Source organism: Dawidia cretensis (assembly GCF_018598175.1).
In the GTDB taxonomy this organism is placed as follows: Bacteria; Bacteroidota; Bacteroidia; order Cytophagales; family Cyclobacteriaceae; genus Ohtaekwangia; species Ohtaekwangia cretensis.
Genome location: NZ_JAHESE010000006.1, coordinates 199,031 through 218,691, shown reverse-complemented (window position 1 = coordinate 218,691; position 19,661 = coordinate 199,031). Strand labels below are relative to the sequence as shown.

The window sequence follows — 19,661 nt, the reverse complement described above, 5'->3', positions numbered from 1 at the left end:
GAATGCGAAAAAGTGTTGAATAACCGGGATGCGGCGAGCAAAAAGTTTATGGAATCGCACGTACCCCGTGGCAACTGACGGCTGGTTTGCCGTATCTTGACACCCCAAAACGAGCAGATCTGCTGACATGAACGAAAAACAAGTACACGTACTCGTGGGCTGCGCCGATGCGCGCGACCAGAGCCAATTGCAACTGGATGTTATCGAGCGCATTACGGACGAGTTTGCCCGCCAGGGTATAGCGGTAGAGCTGCATACCGTGCGCGCGGCGGGTTCCTTTGTTTCGCCCGATATCGTCATGGATATCAAGCGTATCTTCGAGCAGGCGCAACGCCAGGCCGACCCACGGGTGCCCATCCGCTATTATGTGCACATTCAGACCCACGGCCACTTGACGGAAGATTCCAACGATCACTATATCAGTCACGTGCACGAATTGAAGATCGTAGAAGGATCGCCGCTCAATTGCGGTATGCTGGGTGCTTCATCGGTCGGAGTGGAGATCGAACAGATGCTGGTGGAAGAGCGACCCTCGGTCGAGATCCGCGGCCAGGCGATGGTGATCGACAACGACACCAAGATCAAACGCCTGCTGAAAGAGTTTTATGCTTACGACGGCTACCTGGCGGGTGACTGGATCAGCAGCATTGACCTGCTGCGAACGCACCCACGGCACCAGCGTACTATCCTGGAGAAGGCCATCAGCACCGACCTAGAGCTGAAGATGCTGAACATCGAGATCACCTGTGGTATTCTGGACTATGCTATCCACTCGCTGATCCGCGTCGATGGTGGCGAGCCCGCCGTGCCCTTCTGGGACACCGTGCAGACCGAGATACGCAAGCATGCGCAGAACGATCGTGCTGCCAAGGAGATTCTCATTAATCAGAACCGAAAGCAAAAGCCCCTGGCGGGCCTGCTGTGTATGAGCGATCCGCGCATGGCCTCCCGGACGGAAGCCGCCAACTACTATATGCGACTGCGCAACATCGAGCACACCGGCGAGTATATTCCCAATACAGTCTTTAACATGACGGGCACCTCGTTCGACATTCCGCATACACCCTTCGGTCCATACGTGATCGCCGGATTCTTTTTTGCTGTCAAGCACCTGGGGTTGAAAGACCAGATGGTGATGGGCGAAACGGAAAAACAAACCGAGCGGATCTTGCAGAAGATTCAGAACGACCCCATCATGAGTCTGATCGTGCGCAAGTTTGAGGTAAATTTGATGCCGATCAGTTTGGAAGTGTTGTTGAGAGGGAAGGCTTGATGTAGGATATTTGCGTGACCTGTGGTGACGCCAGAAGTGCATTTTAAAAAAGAAAGGCGTAGTACTTTTCGATATACCCGGCGATCTCTTTGGCGTTGATTCTTTTTTTGAAGAAATCGTCGAAGGGATCGCCGGTTTCTTTTAGCCGTTTGAGAAGAGTTTTGTACTGGAGCTTCTCGATCGAGAGCCCTTTTGTTACTTCTTCCCAGTAGAGGGGAGTGGCGACCGTGGCGGTGTCTGCCGCCAGCGCGTAAGGGGCAATGATCGCTTGCTGATCTTCGTTGAGATGATAATCCAGTATGATCTTTCCCAGGCTGTATTCACCGGGCTCGCGCAGGATGGCGCGTTCCGGGAATTTTAGCAGGATCAGCCGGCAGATGTTTTGAGCAAGGGTCAGGCTGTCGTCAAAATTACTTTTTCCATCAAGCGGTATGTATACCTGAAAGCCGGAAACGCCATCGGTCTTGATGAAGGAAGGGACATTCAGTGCGGTGAGCATGTGATGGGCCATGCGGGCGACGTCGATGACTTTATCGGGAGTATTTCCTCCGGCCTCGATGCCGATCACACAGTAGTCCGGATAGGATGGCGATTTAATGCGGACAAGCTGCGGGTAAAAATCTACGGCCCCTCTTTCAATATAATACAGCAGGTGATCTTTGGTGTTGCAAACCAGCACGTTTTGTTTTGTCTTGCCGTGTGCAATTGTTGTTTGGATGCTTGTGGGGAGATCATCTGCACCGGATGTCAGCTCTTCGGCAGACCGGTATTCGTTGAGGCCGCCGCGCTCGGAGCGCAAGCGGATGAGTTGTGGGCGGTCTTTGAGGTAAGGCAGTATATAATCGGCAATGTTGTTATAATAATCGAGTATGTCGCGCTTGGTAAGTCCCGAGCGTTTGAACACTACTTTGTTCAGGTCCGTGAACTCGATCTTTTGTTTGAGCTTATAGGCCGGTTGTTTGGGTGCGGATTTGCGTGCAGCTTCTTTCTTTTGGGCTTTGCCTTTTTGTTTGGCAGGCGCGGGAGGTTTGATGGGCGTGCCTTTCTTCCGTGTGACGGGTAGCTGCTCTAGATCTGCGAATTCCTTTGTTACCCGGTCGTCGAACTCGAAGGGATTCTGGTCCCAGACCTTGTTGGACGTTGTATGAAAGAAGTACAGGCCTGGAATGTCGTCGCTGCCGTGTAGCTGGTGGTCGGAGGATTTCAGATTTTCTATTACCGCGGCGAATGTAAGATTATAAAACACGTCTGTTTCTTCTTCGATCGCTTCGATGCTGATGCGATCTTCGACCGTGTGTCCGGCCTTCGTAATGTAGAGCCGGATCAGTTTGTTGCGGTCGGCACGTTGGTCGCAGGCCGTGATGATTTCTACAATCGATTTAAAGGCTTTGGTGTTTTTCCGGATGATCATGGGCCGGGCGTATGTTAACTTAAATGTATTTGTTTCGGTCCCATTTAAAAAGTCATTTGATGGGCACTAAAAGCATCATTATGGTACGCTTAAAAATGTCCCGCGTTTAGGGGGGAATTGATGTGTTACAACGTTTGTGCTACCTGAAATAATGCCCAAATTGGGCTATTTAATACACACAAATATTTTCTGTTCTTGAAGGGATACTCATTTTGGGTAAAATATTCCCTTTATTTGCACCCGTTTTTCACGAAGGGTTGATTCTATGCGGCTTGTCATTATTTCACTAGTTTTTGTTTTGTCATTCATCCAGTCTCTGTACGCGCAACTTGAAGGAGCTTCTGCGCCGGCGGCGAAAAAGGGCCTACACGGTACGTTCTTCGTTAACTGGGGGTATCATCGGGATGTATACTCCAACAGTACGATCCGTTTCCTGGATCGGCAGACGGGGAATTATGACTTTACCTTCTATCATGCGAAGGCTAAAGATCAGCCTGACTGGGATAATTTCTTTAAGACTGCTCCCACGGTGCCACAGTACGTCATCAGCGCTGGTTATTTTTTCAACGACAAGCACGACCTGGGAATCGAAGTAAGCTGGAACCACTTGAAGTATGTGGTGCGCGACAACCAGATGTTACATATGAAGGGATGGATCGACGACCAGTATTACGATCGTGATACGCTGGTTACGCGAGACTTCGTTCACCTCGAGCACACCAACGGCAACAATTATCTTATGATCAGCTTACTGAAGCGGTACACGCTGAAAACGTCTAAGAACCAGAAGCACAAGCTCAGCGCGGTAGCGCGCCTGGGCGGTGGTGCGTTGGTGCCTAAGACTGAGTCCAACATCATGGGCAAGCATAACGACGGGCCTTTCCGTTTTTCAGGTTGGGTGATTGGTACCGGTGCTGCTATACACTACGACTTTTTTGAGTATTTCTTCGTTGAGCCATCCATTCGGGAATCCTTTGCCAACTATACCGATGTCAAGCTGTACGAACGGGGACGTGCCCAGCACCATTTCTTTTCGACACAGTTCATGCTGTCGGCAGGCTTCAACATTCCGACGCGACGACAGTCATAAGAAACATTCCTGCGGAATGAAGCTCGCATAGTGCACTAAGCACAGCGCCGTGCTTATCGTAACCCGATGGGCACGGTATTTTTTTGTCAGTTGTTATGGTATGGACGCTCTCCATAACGGCAATAATTGTATTGGCAGTCGCTGTAGTAGTTTTATCACTGCCAATTCTTCTTCGCAGGAAGTTTAACCGAATATTGCGCGGACTGGACGACTTTACAGGGCAGGTAGATCGTGTCGGTATCAATCTCTTCGCCAGTAGGGTCAACGTGTACGATCTTCGGATGGACCGTCGTCGTGCACCTGGGCAAGAGCCTGTTGTTTTCATTCCCCACATTGTCATCGCCTTTCGATGGTCGGCGCTTTTCCGGCACATGCAGGATTTGATCATTCAGGTGAACGAGCCGCGCGTAGTGATGGTCGAAGATAAGAACCCTGAAACGTCGGCAGCCCATGGTAAAGAACCCGCCAATCTGAAAACCCTGTTAGGGCAGCTCCCCGCGTTTCACGCGGACATTGAAGTGCGTGACGGATACTTTCAGTATATCGGCACCGTTGCGGATGTGCACGCCGATATTCCGATCACATCACTATTCTTTAGCATTCACAGTCTGACAAATCGCTCGATACCCAAACACATTTCACCCATAGAAGCAACGGCAACCGTATACGAAGGCCACGCCGTTCTTCATGCCAATCTTCTGCCGCTGGCCGACACGTTGACGTTTGCCGTCACGTTAGAGCTTCAGGGCTTGAACCTGGTATTGCTCAACGGCTTTCTGCGACGCTATGCCCGTGTGGATGTCAGCAACGGCAGGCTGGATGTTTATGCGGAGATGGGCCTGGCGAGCGGTGCTTTCAAGGGGTACATAAAGCCGATCTTCAAGGATCTGGACTTTACCGGTGCATCGGACCGGCGCAGTGGTTTTTTACAGAAAGTGTGGGAGCGTGGTGTGTCCCTGGCGCTCAAGCTGCTCGAAAATCACCGGAAGGGCGAGATTGCTACGAAGATCCCTTTCCAGGGAACGCTGGAGAATCCGAATGTAAGTGTGGGGGCGGCGTTGCTGGGCATATTCAAAAATGCGTTTATACGATCCGTTAAGCCATCGTTGGATAACGTTATCAGTGCGCGTACGCTCTGGAAGAGCGCGCGTGCGGTTACGGGTAATCTTTTGGAAGGGTATCTGGACAAACGGAAGAACGCATAATACTTCTACTATGAATAAACTGTGGAAAGGAATTTCGTCATTCTGGGAGCTGCTCAAACAAACCTTCTCGCGTTGGAGCGATCGGGAGCCTTTTAATAACAGTGTTATTATTGCATACTATACTATCTTTTCGCTGCCAGGGCTTTTGGTCATCATTATCAACCTCGCCGGTGCTATTTTTGGGTCTGATGCAGTGACACACCAGGTCAGCGGCCAGATCAGTGGTCTGGTAGGGCAAGATACCGCGAAGGATATTGAAGCGATGATCCTGGAGGGGAGCAAAAGTAAAGGCACTGTATTGTCAACCGTGCTAAGTATAGCAACCTTGCTATTTGGTGCGACAGGTGTATTTTACCAGATGCAGCAGGTGCTTAACAGAATGTGGGATGTAAAGCCGAAGCCGAAAGGCAAAATCCTGAAGCTGGTGAAGGACCGGGTCTTTTCGTTCGGGTTGATCCTGGTTGTAGGATTTTTGTTGTTGGTTTCGTTGTTCCTTTCCGCAGCGCTCACCGCGGTGAGCGAATGGGTGAATAGTATGCTGTCGGAAGCGTTCGCGGTCGTATTTTATGTTCTCGATATCGCTGTCTCGGTAGGTGTCATCACGCTTTTATTTGCTTCAATTTTTAAGTTTCTTCCGGATGCCAGGATTCGCTGGCGTGACGTGTGGGTCGGCGCATTTCTGACGGCCATTCTTTTTGTAGTGGCAAAGTTTGCCTTGGGTCTTTATTTCGGCAATACAAATCCAGGCTCTGCTTATGGCGCGGCGGGAACAGTCATTCTCATTATGCTATGGGTTTCCTATGCCGGGTTGATCGTACTGTTTGGTGCCGAGTTTACGCAGGTGTATGCGGAGGCGCATGGACGTCATGTCGAACCGGATAGTGATGCTGTGTCGACGGCGACAGCCACCGAACAAGTCGCCGCAACGCAAAGAGGCCACCGTTGAGGTACCACCATGAAGATGGAGGCATTCCAACCTTTTTGGAGTGTTTCGGTACTATATAGTACAACGTGACCACATTATGATCCTTCTTCGAAAAAGCTTCTGTCGCGCCATGGCGCTCATCGCAGGAACCCTTCTGTTGGTTTTTGTATGCTCCTACGGCGATGTCTTTGACACACGGTCCAACGACCGGCTGGCGGCAGAAACGGTTCATTTGATGGGGCATGCGAGCGTTCAGGCCGATTGGACGAACCCAGCGGGCCTGCTGACAAAGGTTTGCGAGATTAAGTGCCTTTACAGCGCTGTCTGCCAGCGCTGGAGGGGAGCATCTTTTTTCCGTTCAATAACACAAACATCCCGGACTCTCCAACCGGACGGCCTGGAAACTTCTGACACCGCTCAGCCCGGTTTTTAGTACGCTTATACAAGCGGCAATAATTTTCCTTGAAGCAGAACACCCGACGCGTTTGTTAATTGTGCGATTAAGCGCTTGTTAATTGTGTGACGGTATCTTCGCTGTCATGAATGTCATTATCCGACTATCGCTTTACGCTGCCATACTGGTGGTGGTGCCGGTATCAAAGCTCCATGCTCAGCCGCAGATTCGCGTAGCCTGCCTGGGCGCCAGTATTACCCACGGTTCACTTTTGGAGAATCCTGCCCGCGAGTCTTTCCCCGCTCAATTGCAAATGGCCCTGGGTGAGCGTTACGCCGTGACAAACTATGGCGTGCCGGGAGCTACCTTGCTTAAACGCGGCGATCTTCCGTATCATAAAACGAAGGAGTATCAACAAGCCCTGCAACGTAATCCCCACCTCGTGATCATCGATCTGGGTGGGAATGACAGCAAGTTGATCAACCGCATCTATCTGCATGAGTATGAAGCTGACTACCGGGAAATGATTGCTGCGTTCAAAGCTTTACCGTCAAACCCGCGGATCATTTTGCTACTGCCGGTGCCTTCGTTCGTAACGGATTCAACTGGCATTTGGGATCCGGTGATTGTTAATCGCGTTATACCGCGGGTGAGGAACGTGGCTTTTTCAGAAAGGGTGGAGGTGCTGGATATGCATTCTATTCTAATGGATAAGGCGGGTTTGTTCCCCGATAAAATTCATCCCAACCTGCAGGGGACTACATTGATGGCGGAAAAGCTTGAGGCGGTGATCCGGCAAACGCGCGATGTTGGCTTCAATCTGCCGGCACGCATAAAGATAGAAGGGAAGACGGTATCGTATCATGGCTACGAATGTGTGGAGTTTACCTGGAAGGGGAGAGACTGCAAGGTTGTGAAGCCGAAACTGGCCAATAAGGGGCACCGGTGGATCTGGCGCGCGAGATTCTGGGGTCATGAGCCACAGACGGAGATTGCGCTGTTAGAGCTTGGCTTTCACGTAGTCTACTGTGACGTGGCCGAGTTATTGGGCAACAAAGAGGCCGTGGATACCTGGAATGCATTTTACGACATGCTCACCCGGGACGGGCTGCATAAAAAGGCTGTGATGGAGGGCATGAGTCGGGGAGCTGTTTATGTATATAACTGGGCAGCTGAAAATCCCACACATGTGGCATGTGTATATGTCGACAACCCCCTGCTGGACTTGCGGTGGTGGCCGGTGCGGCAGTCCGCCGCCGAAGAACAGGTCGCGCGGGTTGGCCCCATTGACAAGGTGCCGCAGATTGTACAGGGAAATTACCCCATGTTGCACGTTTGTGGTGACGCCGACGAGGCAGTGCCTATAGAAACAAACACATTGCTTTTTGCGGAGAAGGTTAGGGCTCTGAAGGGGAATATTATCGTGTTAATTAAGCCGGGTTTTAAACATCACCCGCATAGCCTTCCGAATCCTACGCCCATTGTTGATTTTATTTTGGCATCGACGGGAAATAATGAATGACCTGACGCATAGGTAAAATCTACAATTTTTTTAGATATTTAGTCATGAGAAAATTGGTGATCATACTAGTGCTCGTCAACAGCCTGCTGGCGACGGCTCAGACAAATAAAGTCACGCCGGAGCCTCTGATCATACGAGGTAAATTAAGCAACAGCCCGGAAAGGAAACTTAAAATAGGTTTTTATGATGAGCATGGTGTACACAGCATCGATACTATTTTCTTAGATCCTGACGGCACATTTTTTCTGAAGACTTATCGGTGTACACATCCCCAACGAACCAATATACAGCAGAATCAAACGCAGATCAATGATATATTTATCGCGCCCGGGTACGATCTGGTGATCACAGGCGACGCTACGAACTTCGAGACACTTTTTGCAACGGTTAAAATTACAGGTAAGGGCGCTACCAGCAACCGGTACCGGGAGCTTAAGAATGATTGGTACCGAAATCACAAACCCGATACGTCCTGGTATGAACGCAGCAAGAGAAGCCTGGTGCGATACGCTAAACGGGAAAAGCGAATAAACGACTCCATTGCGCAGGTTGTATTTTCAGGCCCTATACCGAAAGATGATGCTTATGTTGATTTTTTTAAGCGCAGTATTGAATTGGATAATGCCTTCACGCAGCTTTACTGCTTGATGGCGCATGCCAATATTTATCAATTGAGTGTTGCTGAAAGCGAAGACCTGGTTGGGAAAAGTGATAGTAAGCTGCCTAAGATTGACAACGATGCATATCTGATATCGACGCAATACAAAACCTGGATTATTGGGGAGTACCTGAACTACCTGGTTAGACTTGATTACCTGAAAGAACCTGCGCGAAAAGGTGAGGATCTTTATCCTCTGAAAAAAAGCGCTCAGGTATATTCTGGAAAAGTCAGGGATAATTCGCTGTACCGCAAGATGTCAAATGAGGTTGGTTCGTGCCAGAGCCTCGAAAGGCTACACACGCTGGGGAACCTTTTCCAACCTTATCTTCCTTATTTCACGGATGACTTTTATCGAAAATCAATTGCTGAACAATTTACCAAGAGAGCGGATTATCTTTTGCAAACCAGTATTGGAAAACCCGCCCCTGCTTTTACGCTGAAGAACGAGCAGGGTCAGGCGTATAGCCTGGCTAATTTTGAAGGTAAGGTTGTCTATATCGATCTCTGGGCCAGTTGGTGTAAACCATGTCGGGAAGAGACTCCTTTTCTGGAAGCGGTATATAATCAGTATAAGGACGATTCGCGCATCGCTTTTATAAGCATTGCTGTGGCGGATGGTCGCCAGGCATGGCTGAATGCCCTCAAGAAGGACAAGCCCACGTGGTTACAATTGATCGATAGCGAAGGCAAGGTACAGGCAGCGTACAACGCGAACCTCATACCCAGGTTCGTGATCATCAATAAACGAGGTGAGATCGTAAATTTCAATGCGCCCCAGCCGAGCCATAAAGACGAATTGGTGAAACTTTTGGAAAAGGAAATGGCGTTGTAAAGAGGTTTAAAGTATTGAAATAGATTAAGTGTTTATCGAACATTAAACTGGGACATAGTATCAGGATTCATGGACGTAATTAGTATCGATTGACGTTGTAAAATGTAGCTGGATTTTATACTTTCGAAGTAACAAAAGTAGAGCCCATCTTTCCATGTAACCAATCTATTGGTTATGGAGGGATGGGCTTTTTTGTTTTTAATCGAACCAGCCGGAGGATGTTTTGCTTATGAAAACTTTTTATTTTCTACCTGTAATCTTGTTCGTGGCCGTTGGCTGCTCGATTTTTGAGGGCTATTATGACGATAATTTCAATCAGCCACAGCCCCCGTCATTAGCCTTCACAAAAGTATATCCGGGCGTTGCTGAATTCAGGGTCTACCAGGAGATACTCTCAACGATCGAGCTTCCTGCAGACTCGTTTATTAATTCTGTTAGCATTACGAAGTTTCCCTCCGCACAGAAGAGTGCGATGTGGTTTTTTACAAAGGTCTATGGAAAACCCGGGAACGCCGTCGACAGCCTTCTGCTGTTTCAAATCAGTGAGTCTACCCAGGATACGGAAGTTATACCACTGGGCTATTCTGTGCGAACTATTCTTGACGGGGCAAATGTCGATCTGAAGATACTGGATGCCGGCGCGGGTATCACCGGTCAGCCGCAATGTCGTGGCTATTATAGCGGTACATTTTTGCTTACGCTCGCTTCTGTCCCGGTCGGTTTGGGAAGGGTCGAGGGATTTGTTGCTTACGATGGTGAGCTTTCTCTGGAGTTTAAAAGCCCGCGTGATTTCAATCGCCTGGTGGGTTATGGTATCGATGCGGCGTCAACGGACTTTATGTTCTCCGGCGGTTTCATGACCGCTAAAAATGACACGATTGCTTCGCTTGTGGATACATTGCATGTGCGTGATTCTTTCCTGACAGCGAAGTTTAAAATGGCATCTTCTGATTACGATACACTGACGCTTAATCTTTCGCGCATACAATGAAATTCCTGTCCCTCTTTTTTCTTGGTATTGTGCTGGCGGCAGCAGGCAACGTTGCCGCGCAGACCACATCGCCCAATCGTACGAACCTGTCGTATCCATTCGAGCTCAATCCACACGAGCTGGGTACGATTGTAGATTATTCCATTCGTGCGCGCGTCGTTGGAAATCAAGCCTTTGAGTATACAATACAGATGGATGATGATCCCGATATGAAAGAGACTTTTCTGGTTCGGCCGAATAATCTTTCATCCTTTGTGGCGAAGGCGAGAGAAAAATTCTCAGCGTTGTTGGTGAAAGGGAAGGTCCCCAAGGCAAGCGAGCTTAAAAAAGTCGTCCAACCAGATTCAGGTCAGCACAAGCGTGACACGACTTCTACGGAGAAAGACTCGACTGCTACTGAAAAAGACTCGACTATCACATCCGCTCCGAGGAAAACGTACGAAGAGCTTATGGCGGAATTTGATAAGATAAACCTGGAGTCGATCTTCTTGTTTTTTCAAGGCGCTGAGATCATGATCGGATCTTTCGATTACCGGCCAAAAGCTGGTGAAATTTTCTTTGGAAACGATGTGGTCGTTAGCAAGTGGACAAAAAAATGGGATAAGGTAATAACCGACACGGTTAATCGGTATGATATAATGAATGTAGAAATTGAATTTGATGAGGGATATATCGAGAATGTCAAAGTGGACGTAGCGTATGGCAATATTGTTCTTAAATTTGAAAACGCCTATCCGATAGGTTTTGCATCAAAAAGAGACTACAGAATCATAGAAGGGGTAAGTCTGTATGCGACGGAAGATAAGGATAGATACTATATGGGACTTCGCGATGTGATAACCCGTTATGAGCAAAAACATGAGGTTGGACGGCGGGATTATAGTCCTGCGAACCAGGTCATAACCCTCGACTTCAAGACGGACCCTCGCAGGCAAATAGAGCTTTCCAAGGAAAGTACATCCAAGTTATTTGAATTAAAAACGTTTAGTGATTTTGTGGGGTTTGATAAAGACAAGCCGAATGGATTGATTCAGTTTGAAGTAGATAAACGGTTGAATTTGAATAGCCGACGCAATGGAAGATTTAAAAAGTCGCAATATTCTTATGGAGCGTTTCAGTTTCTCCTGCCATCTATTGTGGTGTCTAAGATTGAGGATAACAATAAATTCCTTATTTTGAATTATAAAGATCAATTCACCAACAATGCATACGATCCAATAAAATTTACCTCTACACTCGAGTTAAAACGATTTGAGAATTTTAGTGTGGGTGCGGATATAAATTGGTTTATAATCGATGTGCCGCCGATGAAGAGCTCACTTTGTGTCAATGGTGGTTTTCGGTATGGTAGAGTTTCGGTGCGGGACTCGTTGAGGGTGTTTTCTAACAATGCTGTTGAGACAACAGACTTTGTCAATGAGTACGGTGTGAATACGTACACTGTTACGCCCTTCAAGGCTGTTTGGGAAGTTCGAACAGATGAGCGATATACATTTAGTTTGGGTGGCGGTCTCAATTTCTACTTTCTGCGCGATAATTCATTTTCGCAGGTGGCAAACATTCCAACTTTTGCCGAAACGCCGGACGATGGCGGAGATTCGAAAATTCTTTATAAGCATGTGCTGATGCAGCTTTCGCTGAAACCCCAGACGGAAGGCACGGGTAAATTATTTTTTCGCTACCAATACAACTGGCAGCATGGCTTTTGGCGTACAGGCTTCCACCAAATACAGGTTGGTTATTCCGTTCCGTTAATGAAGCAATTAAAAACCAATCAGAACTAATCTTTTAACGGTTCGTCTCGGATGAACGATCGGTGCGAATAGTTGACCGGATCAATCGCTATTTAGAGCGGGGAATTATTTTATTGTTAACAGCGGTGTCAAATTCAGTGAACTTGTGACTTTTTAGTAATTTGGGAGCCTAAACATTCTATAAATGGCATCGGAATCAAATGCACCTCCGCTCGAAAAGACTGCAGACCTGCTGGATGAAGACCGGTATTGGTCCATTATTCACCGGGCGCAAGAGGCCACTGAGGACCTGGAGGAAATGGAAGAACACCTGATTGGCGAGGTTGAAAAGCTCACGCCCAAGGAAATGGTGGGATTCTATTTGCGAACAAGCGACCTGGAGCAGAAGGCCTATACTTCTGAGCTGTGGTGTGCAGCGTATATCATTAACGGCGGCGCCTCTGACGATGGTTTTGAATACTTCAGGTGTTGGCTCATATCGGCTGGTAAAGACGTCTATTATAAGGCCATTGAGCATCCCGACTCGCTGGCGGATCTGGTGGAAGAAGGAAACGACTATGAGTTCGAAAGTCTGACTTATGTGCCCATAACGTCCTTTGAGAATAAGACCGGCCAGGATCTCTATGATTATGTTGAAACCATTTCCTATACCGTGAAGGAAATGGAATTCACCTGGGAGGAAGAAAATCTGGAAAGCCAAAAAAAGATTTGCCCCAAACTGTACGCGAAGTTCCGGGGAGAGTAAGACGCTATTCCGTTATGTGAACATAAAGAGGCTGCCTTTTGAAGACAGCCTCTTCGTTTTGGTTAATATCACTTCTGCTGCTCCGTCTTTTGATACCAGTAGCGCACACATTCATACCGACAAACATTCTCCAGGTTTTTGCCCCATTTGTCATCTTTATATTTCTCCAGCGTGCCCTCGAATGAAACAAAGAAAGGAACGTTGTCTGCGATCTGGAATCTGCTCACCACGGTGTGGCCGTTGCCGTCGATAGGGGTATAGGGCTGTGCAGCAAAGGGGCTGTCGAATAGTGGGAAAGGGGGTTCGGCCGACCATGCGTAGCCTATGTAATCTTCGCTTCCCGTTCCGAAGGAGGAAGGAAATTTCTCACCATCCACAAAAAACTTCTCATCGCCTTCGCCCCACCACCAGTCTATTGTTTTATCACCACCTTCTCCATACCACCACATTTTTGGCAGGGCTGCCGGATCTTTCCATGTATTGGTGACGTGCAACGTTATGCCGCAATACCGTCCCTCGCCTTTTGTGATCAGGAGGGGCCAGTCGATCTTTCTTCCCTGTGCTTTGATCGCATCGAAGCCATTGCCGTCAGTCCATGTGGCGTGGAAGCGCAGCAGGTCTTTTGCAGCGTTTTTGACGGGCGCATGTGCAATGGAACATTTTAGCGTGTGCGCTTTGCGGCTTTTGCTCACCAGGGCAATGGTTGCCTTTTCCGAGAAGGGCATATACCAGTTTGAATAGAATGACTTTCCATCGACACTGCCGACAGTATGTGTTCGGTAGGGTTGTGTACCCGTTAACGCCCCGAAGAACAAGCCTATCGGCGCCATAACGGAAGGTTTGGCGGCGTTATCCCAGGTAACACTGATCCACACATTTTCCAACAGGTGTCTTTGTTTTGTGGTATCGGCCGGGTAGGTTTCGTCGAGAATAAGATCAAGACGATTTATCGCCCTGTTTCCAACAATCGTCTTTACGGGGGCCACGCTGTTGGCTTTCGCCACAATAGTCATGTTTTCGATTTTCTCACCGTCGTATCGCTTTCTTGTGAAGCCCCTATTATACAGGAAACGATCTGCCTCGGCGAGCTTGATAGCATCTGCTTGTGTATAACTTCCGGTAAACACCGGAAGTACCGAGCCATCGGCCATTGTGGAATAGGTGATGTGATAGTATGCGCCCCAGTTTTCTTCCAGCACGATCTTACAATGCTTGTTATAGGGTATCGGTAAAAACCGATTTCGCCCACGCGAAAGCGTCATCACAAAGCTTGTGAGGTTCATGGGTGGCATCGTATTATTAAAGCTTTCGAATAATGCCCGGAAGGGCTCGTCAATGACAGGAACGGCAGCATGATCAATATAAATCTTCACTTTTCCCTCTTTGGCCAGCGCACTCCAAATACGCCAGATCACACCAGGGCCGTCGCTCTCGAAGACAACATATCCGCCGTCTTCTTTCCGAATGAACCCGCGCCCGTCGTCATTGGCTTCCCAGTTGACGTAGGTATTGGTCTTCTCATCGTATTTCGCAGCCCTGTCGTAGCTGGTGAACGTCCCTGATCGCTCGCCTTTCAACGGAGGCTCCGCGAGATGGTCCAGGTCGTACACCCGCTCGATCAGGTCTGCATACGTAATGACAGTTTTCGATTTCTGGGCAACAGCCAGCGAGGAGATCAACCCTAAAAGCACTATACCTATAACCTTCATATTATCTTTATTTACCAGTACCATCGGTAGCTATCCGTTATTCCCAACCGCTATTTTGTTTATACAAATTTCTGCTGAGGTTCATTTGTGCCAGTGGAACCGGCAGGTATTCGTCTCGTCCTGCTGTAAATATAGCATCTTTCAGGAAAGAGGCTTTTTCTTCTTCCTGATCAAAATACGCGTTCAGCGTCTCTGCTGCGATACCCCAACGCACCAGATAGAAAAAGCGATCTTCTTCCATGGCCAGTTCCAGCCGGCTTTCCCAACGCAGCGCCTGGCGGGCAAAGTCTTGTGTCCAGTTGCAATTAACACCGGGCTGGTATTCGTCGATGTGATAATTCGAGAAGGTCGTGCTATTTTCATATTCCAGCAACGCCATACTTTCGGCTGCGCGTTTTCGTAATGCATTGATAAAGGGCAATGCCTCGTCCTGCCGACCGAGCTCTATGAGGGCTTCCGCTCTCCAGAGCAGCACTTCGTCGTAACGCAATATATCCCAGTTCTTTGAGCTCGACATAAAAGGTGGCGCTTTCTGAAAGGATGCATCGTCAGGCGCCACGGTCTCTTTTAAGCTCATGTAGTAGCCATAGATTTGCGGCGAGCGCACCCACGCGTTGGCGAACGTATAGCTTGAGTATTTGTATGGATGGCCGGGTATAGCGACTGTATGATCCAACCGCGGATCGAATGTGAAGGTCTGAAAATCAGTCGTTCCGGCCCGGACATCTTCGTCGTTGAATGTTTCGAACAATGGAAGTCCATTTGCGTCGGTTTTAAAAGCATTTACCAGGTTCTGACTGGCGGCGTGAAATCCGCAACAGCCGAATTCAGGATTCATGGGGTAGTTGAGCTTGTGGCTCCAGTCTATCCGGCCCAGTGGTGTTGCATCGTCTTTAGAATACTGGATGGCAAAGATCGATTCGGTGCCGTTTTCATATTCTTCCAGGAAGTTCCTGGCGAAGTCGTCGTGCAGATTATACACCCCTTCCAGCGCGCTGCACAAGGTAACCACTTCCTCCAGTTTCGCACGGTCGACGCTGGTCACCTGATTTTGCTCATTTTGCTGGTAAGCCTGGAAGAGAAGTGCTTTTGCGAGATAAGCCCTGGCGGCGTAGTTGTTCGCTCTTCCTGGTTCTGATTGCTCTTCGGGCAGGTTCTCCGCGGCAAACCGAAAATCGTCCGCGACTTTAGTCCAGAGCTCGTCGTTCGAATAGACGTCGTTCGAGATTGTACCGTATTGCTCCTTGGGAATGGTTTCATCGATATACGGCATGTATTTGAAGAGTATTTTCAGGTTGAAATAAAAATGTCCTCTGAGAAAGCGCACTTCGGCCTGCCGTACTTTCTTTAGTGCAAATGTTGCTTCATCCACCTCGTTCAACCTTCTTAATGCATCGTTCGCTCTCGAAATGTTTACGTATAATCGAAACCACGTTACATCGATGTGCGGGTTATCTATTCTGTTCAATGCAAATACTTCGTATGCATGCATCTCTGCCTGGTCGTTCGGCCCGTCGCCGCCCTTATAGGCGTCATCGCTCCGCACACTGCCCTGAGGCCAGAGTGATGCTACAAACGGCCATTGATCGCTGCCGAGTAGGGCGTATGTGCTGATGACCATCTTTTCCAGGTTTTCAGGTGTGTTCAGATCGTCTCCCGAAACAAAGCCTTGAGGTTTTTGATTCAGGAAGTCCTCACAGGATGTCACCCCGAAACAGGTGATGACAAAAAACCACCGTGCTATTTTTTTCATGCTATAGTGTCTTTGTAGTTTAGAAGGATAGGTTGAGGCCGCCGGTATAAATAACCGGTATGGGATATGCATTACCCGCGTTTTCGGGATCGGGTGCGGTATATGAGTTGCTCTTGATGTTGACCAGGTTGTTCGCCTGCACATAGAACCGGAGGTTTTGAATGCCCGTCTTGGCCAATCCCTTTACGGTATACCCCAGCTGTACATTCCGAAGCTTTAAATAAGACCCGTTTTCGACGAAGTAGGTAGATACTCTTCCCTCGTTGTTGGAATCGACGAGCGTAACGGCCGGGATAGTTGAGTTTGGATTTTGCGGCGTCCAGGCATCCAGTGATCGGGCGCCCCAGTTGCTTCCGGCCCAGAGTGTGGGAAAGTCTGTCAGTGTCTTGTAGGAGTTCTCTACATCGTTGCCCTGAACGCCCTGCCAGAAGAAATTAAGGTCGAAATTTTTATAGGTCACCGAAGCATTAAGACCGTAGCTGAATTTTGGATCTTTAATACCGATATAGTCCCGGTCGCGGTCAGTGATCTCATCGTTTCCATCCAGGTCTTTATACCGCATACGTCCAATGCCTTTGCCTACCTGTTCGGCATGTGCTTCTACCTCGTCCTGTGATTTAAATATCCCGTCGGCTACATAGCCAAAGATCGAATTGACGGAACGGCCCAAGATTGTCTTGTCGGTGCCGTTGCCCGGATAGGAACCCAATATTTCGTCGGGGAGCCTGGTTATTTTATTGCGATAGGTAGAGATATTACCGGTGATGGTGAAGCTCACATCGTTGATCGTTTCGCTGTACGAGAGCAACACTTCAATGCCTTTGTTCTCCATGGATGCGCCGTTTGCCCATCGTTTGCCACCTTCACCAATAACGGCCAGGTAGGCCGGCTCAATCAGAATGTCGGAGGTCTTTTTAATAAAGTAATCAACGGAGCCCGCAATTTTCTCGTCCAGGAATCCAAAGTCGATACCGAAGTTCGATTGAATGGCAGTCTCCCATTTCAGTCCGCTGTTTCCCTGCTGGATCAGCGCGAAGCCTGTGGGTAACTGCCCTGTACCTGCGCCGCCGATGTCGTAGGCTGTGCCGCGGTCGAAATTCCAGATACCGTCTGTTGCATAAACGGATTCATACAGAGTATTGGTGGCATTGTTGGCGATCTCCTGGTTGCCGGTTTTTCCCCAGCCATACCGCAGCTTCAGGTTGCTTGCGGCGGGAAGGTTCTCCTGGATGAATCGTTCTTCGCTTAGCCTCCACCCCAGGGAGAACGCGGGAAAGATACCGTAGCGGTTGTCGCTTCCGAAACGTGAAGATCCATCTCTCCGAACGGTAACAGACGCCAGGTAACGGTCGTCGTAGGAGTAGTTGACCTTGGCAAATTGCGACAACAATGCATTGCTTGATCCGCCGCCTCCGTTGTCTTTGTTAGAAGACCCTGGATTGAGATATGCGTAGTCGATGTTTTCCAGTGCATATCCTCTGCGTGATGCCCAAAAATCCTGGCCCACGTACCGGATCATTTCGGACCCTAACAGGAAGTTGAAGGCATTCTTGCCGAGCTCGAGATCATAGGTAAGCGAGTTCTGCCACACCCAGTTTCCGCTCACATCTTGTTTGGTATTGACCTGGTTGGAGGGGTCTGAAAGGAAACCCGAAACGTACGACTTCCGTAGGGTGCGTTCATAATTTGTCTGGTAGTCTATTCCAAAGCTCGTTCGTAGATGAAGGTTGCGAATAACTTCCAGATCGGCATAGGCATTGCCCATCAGCCGGACGAAGTACCCCTTGTTTTGTTTGTTGTCTTCGATCAGCCGGACAGGATTGTGGCGGTCGTTCATGCCGGGTGCGGGGCCGCCCCAACCGCCCGTCATAGTATGTACAGGCACAAGCGTTTGTTGCACCAGGGCTGTATACATCACATCGTTTATGGGAATAAGGGTATTGATAAAGTGTGTCGCCATGAGGTTTTCACCTACCTTCAGCTTTTTATTAAAAAAGTTGTATTCAGAATTCAACCGTGCTGTATAGCGCTTCGATTGCGACTCTTTGACAATACCTTTATTATCAAAATAGCTGAGCGAGAAGAATGTGCTGCTTCTATCGCCACCGTTGGCAATCGAGATGTCGTACGATTGAATCACCGACGTACGCGATATCTCGTTATACCAGTCGGTATCGGCAGGCCGCATGGTTTGCTGCGCATCAATGAACTCCGGCAGGATTACCCCGTTCAATACCGGCGTGCCGTCTACTGTCGTCCAATCGAAGTTATAGATCTGATGATTATTCGGATCGGCGCCATCGTTCACAGCCGATTGCCAATATACGCGCGCACGCTCTTGTGTGTTGAGCATATCGAGCTGCGTGGTATAGTTTTGCGTCGACAGAGAAGAATTGAATGTCACCTTGCTGAAACCTGCTTTGGCTTTTTTGGTCGTGATGATGATCACACCGTTAGCCGCCCGGGAGCCATAGATCGTGGCGGAGGAAGCATCTTTCAAAACCTGCATGGACTCGATGTCTGCAGGGTTTATCTGCTCGAGCCCATTCTTTGTTGGCATGCCATCAATAATATAAAGCGGATCGTTGTTGCCGAGCGTGCCGATACCCCTGATCCGTACGGTGGCAACACCGCCGGGCGAACCATCGGCGGTAACCGTTACGCCGGGTACGCGACCCTGCAACGCCCTCATCGGGTTTGCGGTTGGCATGTCTTTGATCTCATTCATTTTTACAACCGATACAGCGCCGGTCAGATCTTTCTTTTCTTGTGTGGAGTAGCCGGTAACGACGATCTCGTCGAGTTCCGAAACGTCGGCGGCCAGCTCGATGTTGATGAGCGTTCTGTCGCCGACCTTTTCCTGCAGGGTTTTGTAGCCAATAAAGGAGAACAACAACACATTGTTAGAAGAGGCGGCGATGGAAAATTTCCCGTCGGCGTCGGTCACCGTTCCCGAGCTTGTTCCTTGTATGGAGACGTTAACCCCGGGCAAGCCCTGACCGGAGCCGGCTTCTGTTACCGTGCCGGTGACCATCGACTGGGGCAGCGCCGCATAGGGCATCGCGAAGGTGAGAAGCATTACTAGTAAAGTTCTTACATTCATAGGTTTAGAGTTTAGGAGTTATGATAGGGGTACGAAGACGATCAAAAGTATAGCGCCCGGCAGCGATCCATGTTCCGTCTTGTATCAAGGTTTTTCAGTATTGGACCAAGTGTGCACGTTTAGTGGAAATTCCGCCAACGATTGCATAGAATCTTCTTTTCTAAATCGGTATACTGCTGTTTTTGAATGCCGGGGCTTTTGAAATTGATACATACTTCGAGTTTTGTATCACGCGTGGAAGTAACAACGCTGGAAGCACGGTGTAACAACCCGGAAGAGGAGTTGTACGGCAA

The 19,661-nt window shown here is 48.9% G+C and carries 13 protein-coding genes; 9 read left to right on the top strand and 4 right to left on the bottom strand.

The window, feature by feature from the left end:
• Positions 1–127 precede the first annotated feature (127 nt).
• Positions 128–1,273, top strand: a complete 1,146-nt coding sequence (locus KK062_RS09455) for a hypothetical protein (protein WP_254084040.1) — start codon at positions 128–130, stop codon at positions 1,271–1,273.
• A 43-nt stretch (positions 1,274–1,316) separates the two neighbouring features.
• Here the strand turns inward: KK062_RS09455 and ligD are convergent, their stop codons facing one another.
• The gene (gene ligD, locus KK062_RS09450) at positions 1,317–2,684 is read right to left on the bottom strand and encodes a non-homologous end-joining DNA ligase LigD (RefSeq protein ID WP_254084039.1); all 1,368 of its coding nucleotides are present in this window, start codon (positions 2,682–2,684) and stop codon (positions 1,317–1,319) included.
• A gap of 298 nt (positions 2,685–2,982) precedes the next feature.
• On the opposite strand from ligD, the gene KK062_RS09445 reads away from it, so the two are divergent.
• The 8 genes from KK062_RS09445 (at position 2,983) to KK062_RS09410 (ending at position 12,803) form a co-directional block, all read left to right on the top strand.
• Positions 2,983–3,774 (top strand): hypothetical protein, encoded by a 792-nt coding sequence (locus KK062_RS09445; RefSeq protein WP_254084038.1) that lies wholly within the window; start codon positions 2,983–2,985, stop codon positions 3,772–3,774.
• 95 nt (positions 3,775–3,869) lie between these two features.
• Positions 3,870–4,979, top strand: a complete 1,110-nt coding sequence (locus KK062_RS09440; protein ID WP_438835851.1) for a DUF748 domain-containing protein — start codon at positions 3,870–3,872, stop codon at positions 4,977–4,979.
• 10 nt (positions 4,980–4,989) lie between these two features.
• Positions 4,990–5,925 (top strand): YihY/virulence factor BrkB family protein, encoded by a 936-nt coding sequence (locus tag KK062_RS09435; protein WP_254084036.1) that lies wholly within the window; start codon positions 4,990–4,992, stop codon positions 5,923–5,925.
• Between the two features lie 518 nt (positions 5,926–6,443).
• The gene (locus tag KK062_RS09430) at positions 6,444–7,820 is read left to right on the top strand and encodes a GDSL-type esterase/lipase family protein (protein ID WP_254084035.1); all 1,377 of its coding nucleotides are present in this window, start codon (positions 6,444–6,446) and stop codon (positions 7,818–7,820) included.
• Positions 7,821–7,864: 44 nt separating this feature from the next.
• On the top strand, positions 7,865–9,313 hold the full coding sequence (locus KK062_RS09425) for a TlpA family protein disulfide reductase (RefSeq protein WP_254084034.1): 1,449 nt from the start codon (positions 7,865–7,867) through the stop codon (positions 9,311–9,313).
• A 229-nt stretch (positions 9,314–9,542) separates the two neighbouring features.
• Positions 9,543–10,304, top strand: coding sequence for a hypothetical protein (locus tag KK062_RS09420; RefSeq protein WP_254084033.1), 762 nt, complete (start codon positions 9,543–9,545; stop codon positions 10,302–10,304).
• A complete protein-coding gene (locus KK062_RS09415; RefSeq protein ID WP_254084032.1) occupies positions 10,301–12,088 on the top strand; it encodes a hypothetical protein in 1,788 nt (595 codons plus the stop codon). The genes KK062_RS09420 and KK062_RS09415 overlap by 4 nt, the downstream gene beginning before the upstream one ends.
• A 154-nt stretch (positions 12,089–12,242) precedes the next feature.
• On the top strand, positions 12,243–12,803 hold the full coding sequence (locus KK062_RS09410; RefSeq protein ID WP_254084031.1) for a DUF4240 domain-containing protein: 561 nt from the start codon (positions 12,243–12,245) through the stop codon (positions 12,801–12,803).
• A gap of 68 nt (positions 12,804–12,871) precedes the next feature.
• On the opposite strand, the gene KK062_RS09405 is transcribed toward KK062_RS09410, so the two are convergent.
• Genes KK062_RS09405 through KK062_RS09395 form a run of 3 tightly spaced genes read right to left on the bottom strand, consistent with a single transcriptional unit; the run spans position 12,872 to position 19,368 of the window.
• The gene (locus KK062_RS09405; protein ID WP_254084030.1) at positions 12,872–14,512 is read right to left on the bottom strand and encodes a glycoside hydrolase family 172 protein; all 1,641 of its coding nucleotides are present in this window, start codon (positions 14,510–14,512) and stop codon (positions 12,872–12,874) included.
• Between the two features lie 37 nt (positions 14,513–14,549).
• A complete protein-coding gene (locus KK062_RS09400; protein WP_254084029.1) occupies positions 14,550–16,265 on the bottom strand; it encodes a RagB/SusD family nutrient uptake outer membrane protein in 1,716 nt (571 codons plus the stop codon).
• 19 nt (positions 16,266–16,284) lie between these two features.
• Positions 16,285–19,368: a SusC/RagA family TonB-linked outer membrane protein gene (locus tag KK062_RS09395; protein WP_254084028.1), complete on the bottom strand. Its 3,084-nt coding sequence runs from the start codon at positions 19,366–19,368 to the stop codon at positions 16,285–16,287.
• Positions 19,369–19,661: the final 293 nt, after the last annotated feature.

What these genes read in the sequence shown, in the direction of transcription:
- KK062_RS09455 (WP_254084040.1), top strand. Translation starts at nt 128, where the DNA reads ATGAACGAAAAACAAGTACACGTACTCGTGGGCTGCGCCGATGCGCGC.
- ligD (WP_254084039.1), bottom strand. Translation starts at nt 2,684, where the DNA reads ATGATCATCCGGAAAAACACCAAAGCCTTTAAATCGATTGTAGAAATC.
- KK062_RS09440 (WP_438835851.1), top strand. Translation starts at nt 3,870, where the DNA reads ATGGTATGGACGCTCTCCATAACGGCAATAATTGTATTGGCAGTCGCT.
- KK062_RS09435 (WP_254084036.1), top strand. Translation starts at nt 4,990, where the DNA reads ATGAATAAACTGTGGAAAGGAATTTCGTCATTCTGGGAGCTGCTCAAA.
- KK062_RS09430 (WP_254084035.1), top strand. Translation starts at nt 6,444, where the DNA reads ATGAATGTCATTATCCGACTATCGCTTTACGCTGCCATACTGGTGGTG.
- KK062_RS09425 (WP_254084034.1), top strand. Translation starts at nt 7,865, where the DNA reads ATGAGAAAATTGGTGATCATACTAGTGCTCGTCAACAGCCTGCTGGCG.
- KK062_RS09420 (WP_254084033.1), top strand. Translation starts at nt 9,543, where the DNA reads ATGAAAACTTTTTATTTTCTACCTGTAATCTTGTTCGTGGCCGTTGGC.
- KK062_RS09415 (WP_254084032.1), top strand. Translation starts at nt 10,301, where the DNA reads ATGAAATTCCTGTCCCTCTTTTTTCTTGGTATTGTGCTGGCGGCAGCA.
- KK062_RS09410 (WP_254084031.1), top strand. Translation starts at nt 12,243, where the DNA reads ATGGCATCGGAATCAAATGCACCTCCGCTCGAAAAGACTGCAGACCTG.
- KK062_RS09405 (WP_254084030.1), bottom strand. Translation starts at nt 14,512, where the DNA reads ATGAAGGTTATAGGTATAGTGCTTTTAGGGTTGATCTCCTCGCTGGCT.
- KK062_RS09400 (WP_254084029.1), bottom strand. Translation starts at nt 16,265, where the DNA reads ATGAAAAAAATAGCACGGTGGTTTTTTGTCATCACCTGTTTCGGGGTG.
- KK062_RS09395 (WP_254084028.1), bottom strand. Translation starts at nt 19,368, where the DNA reads ATGAATGTAAGAACTTTACTAGTAATGCTTCTCACCTTCGCGATGCCC.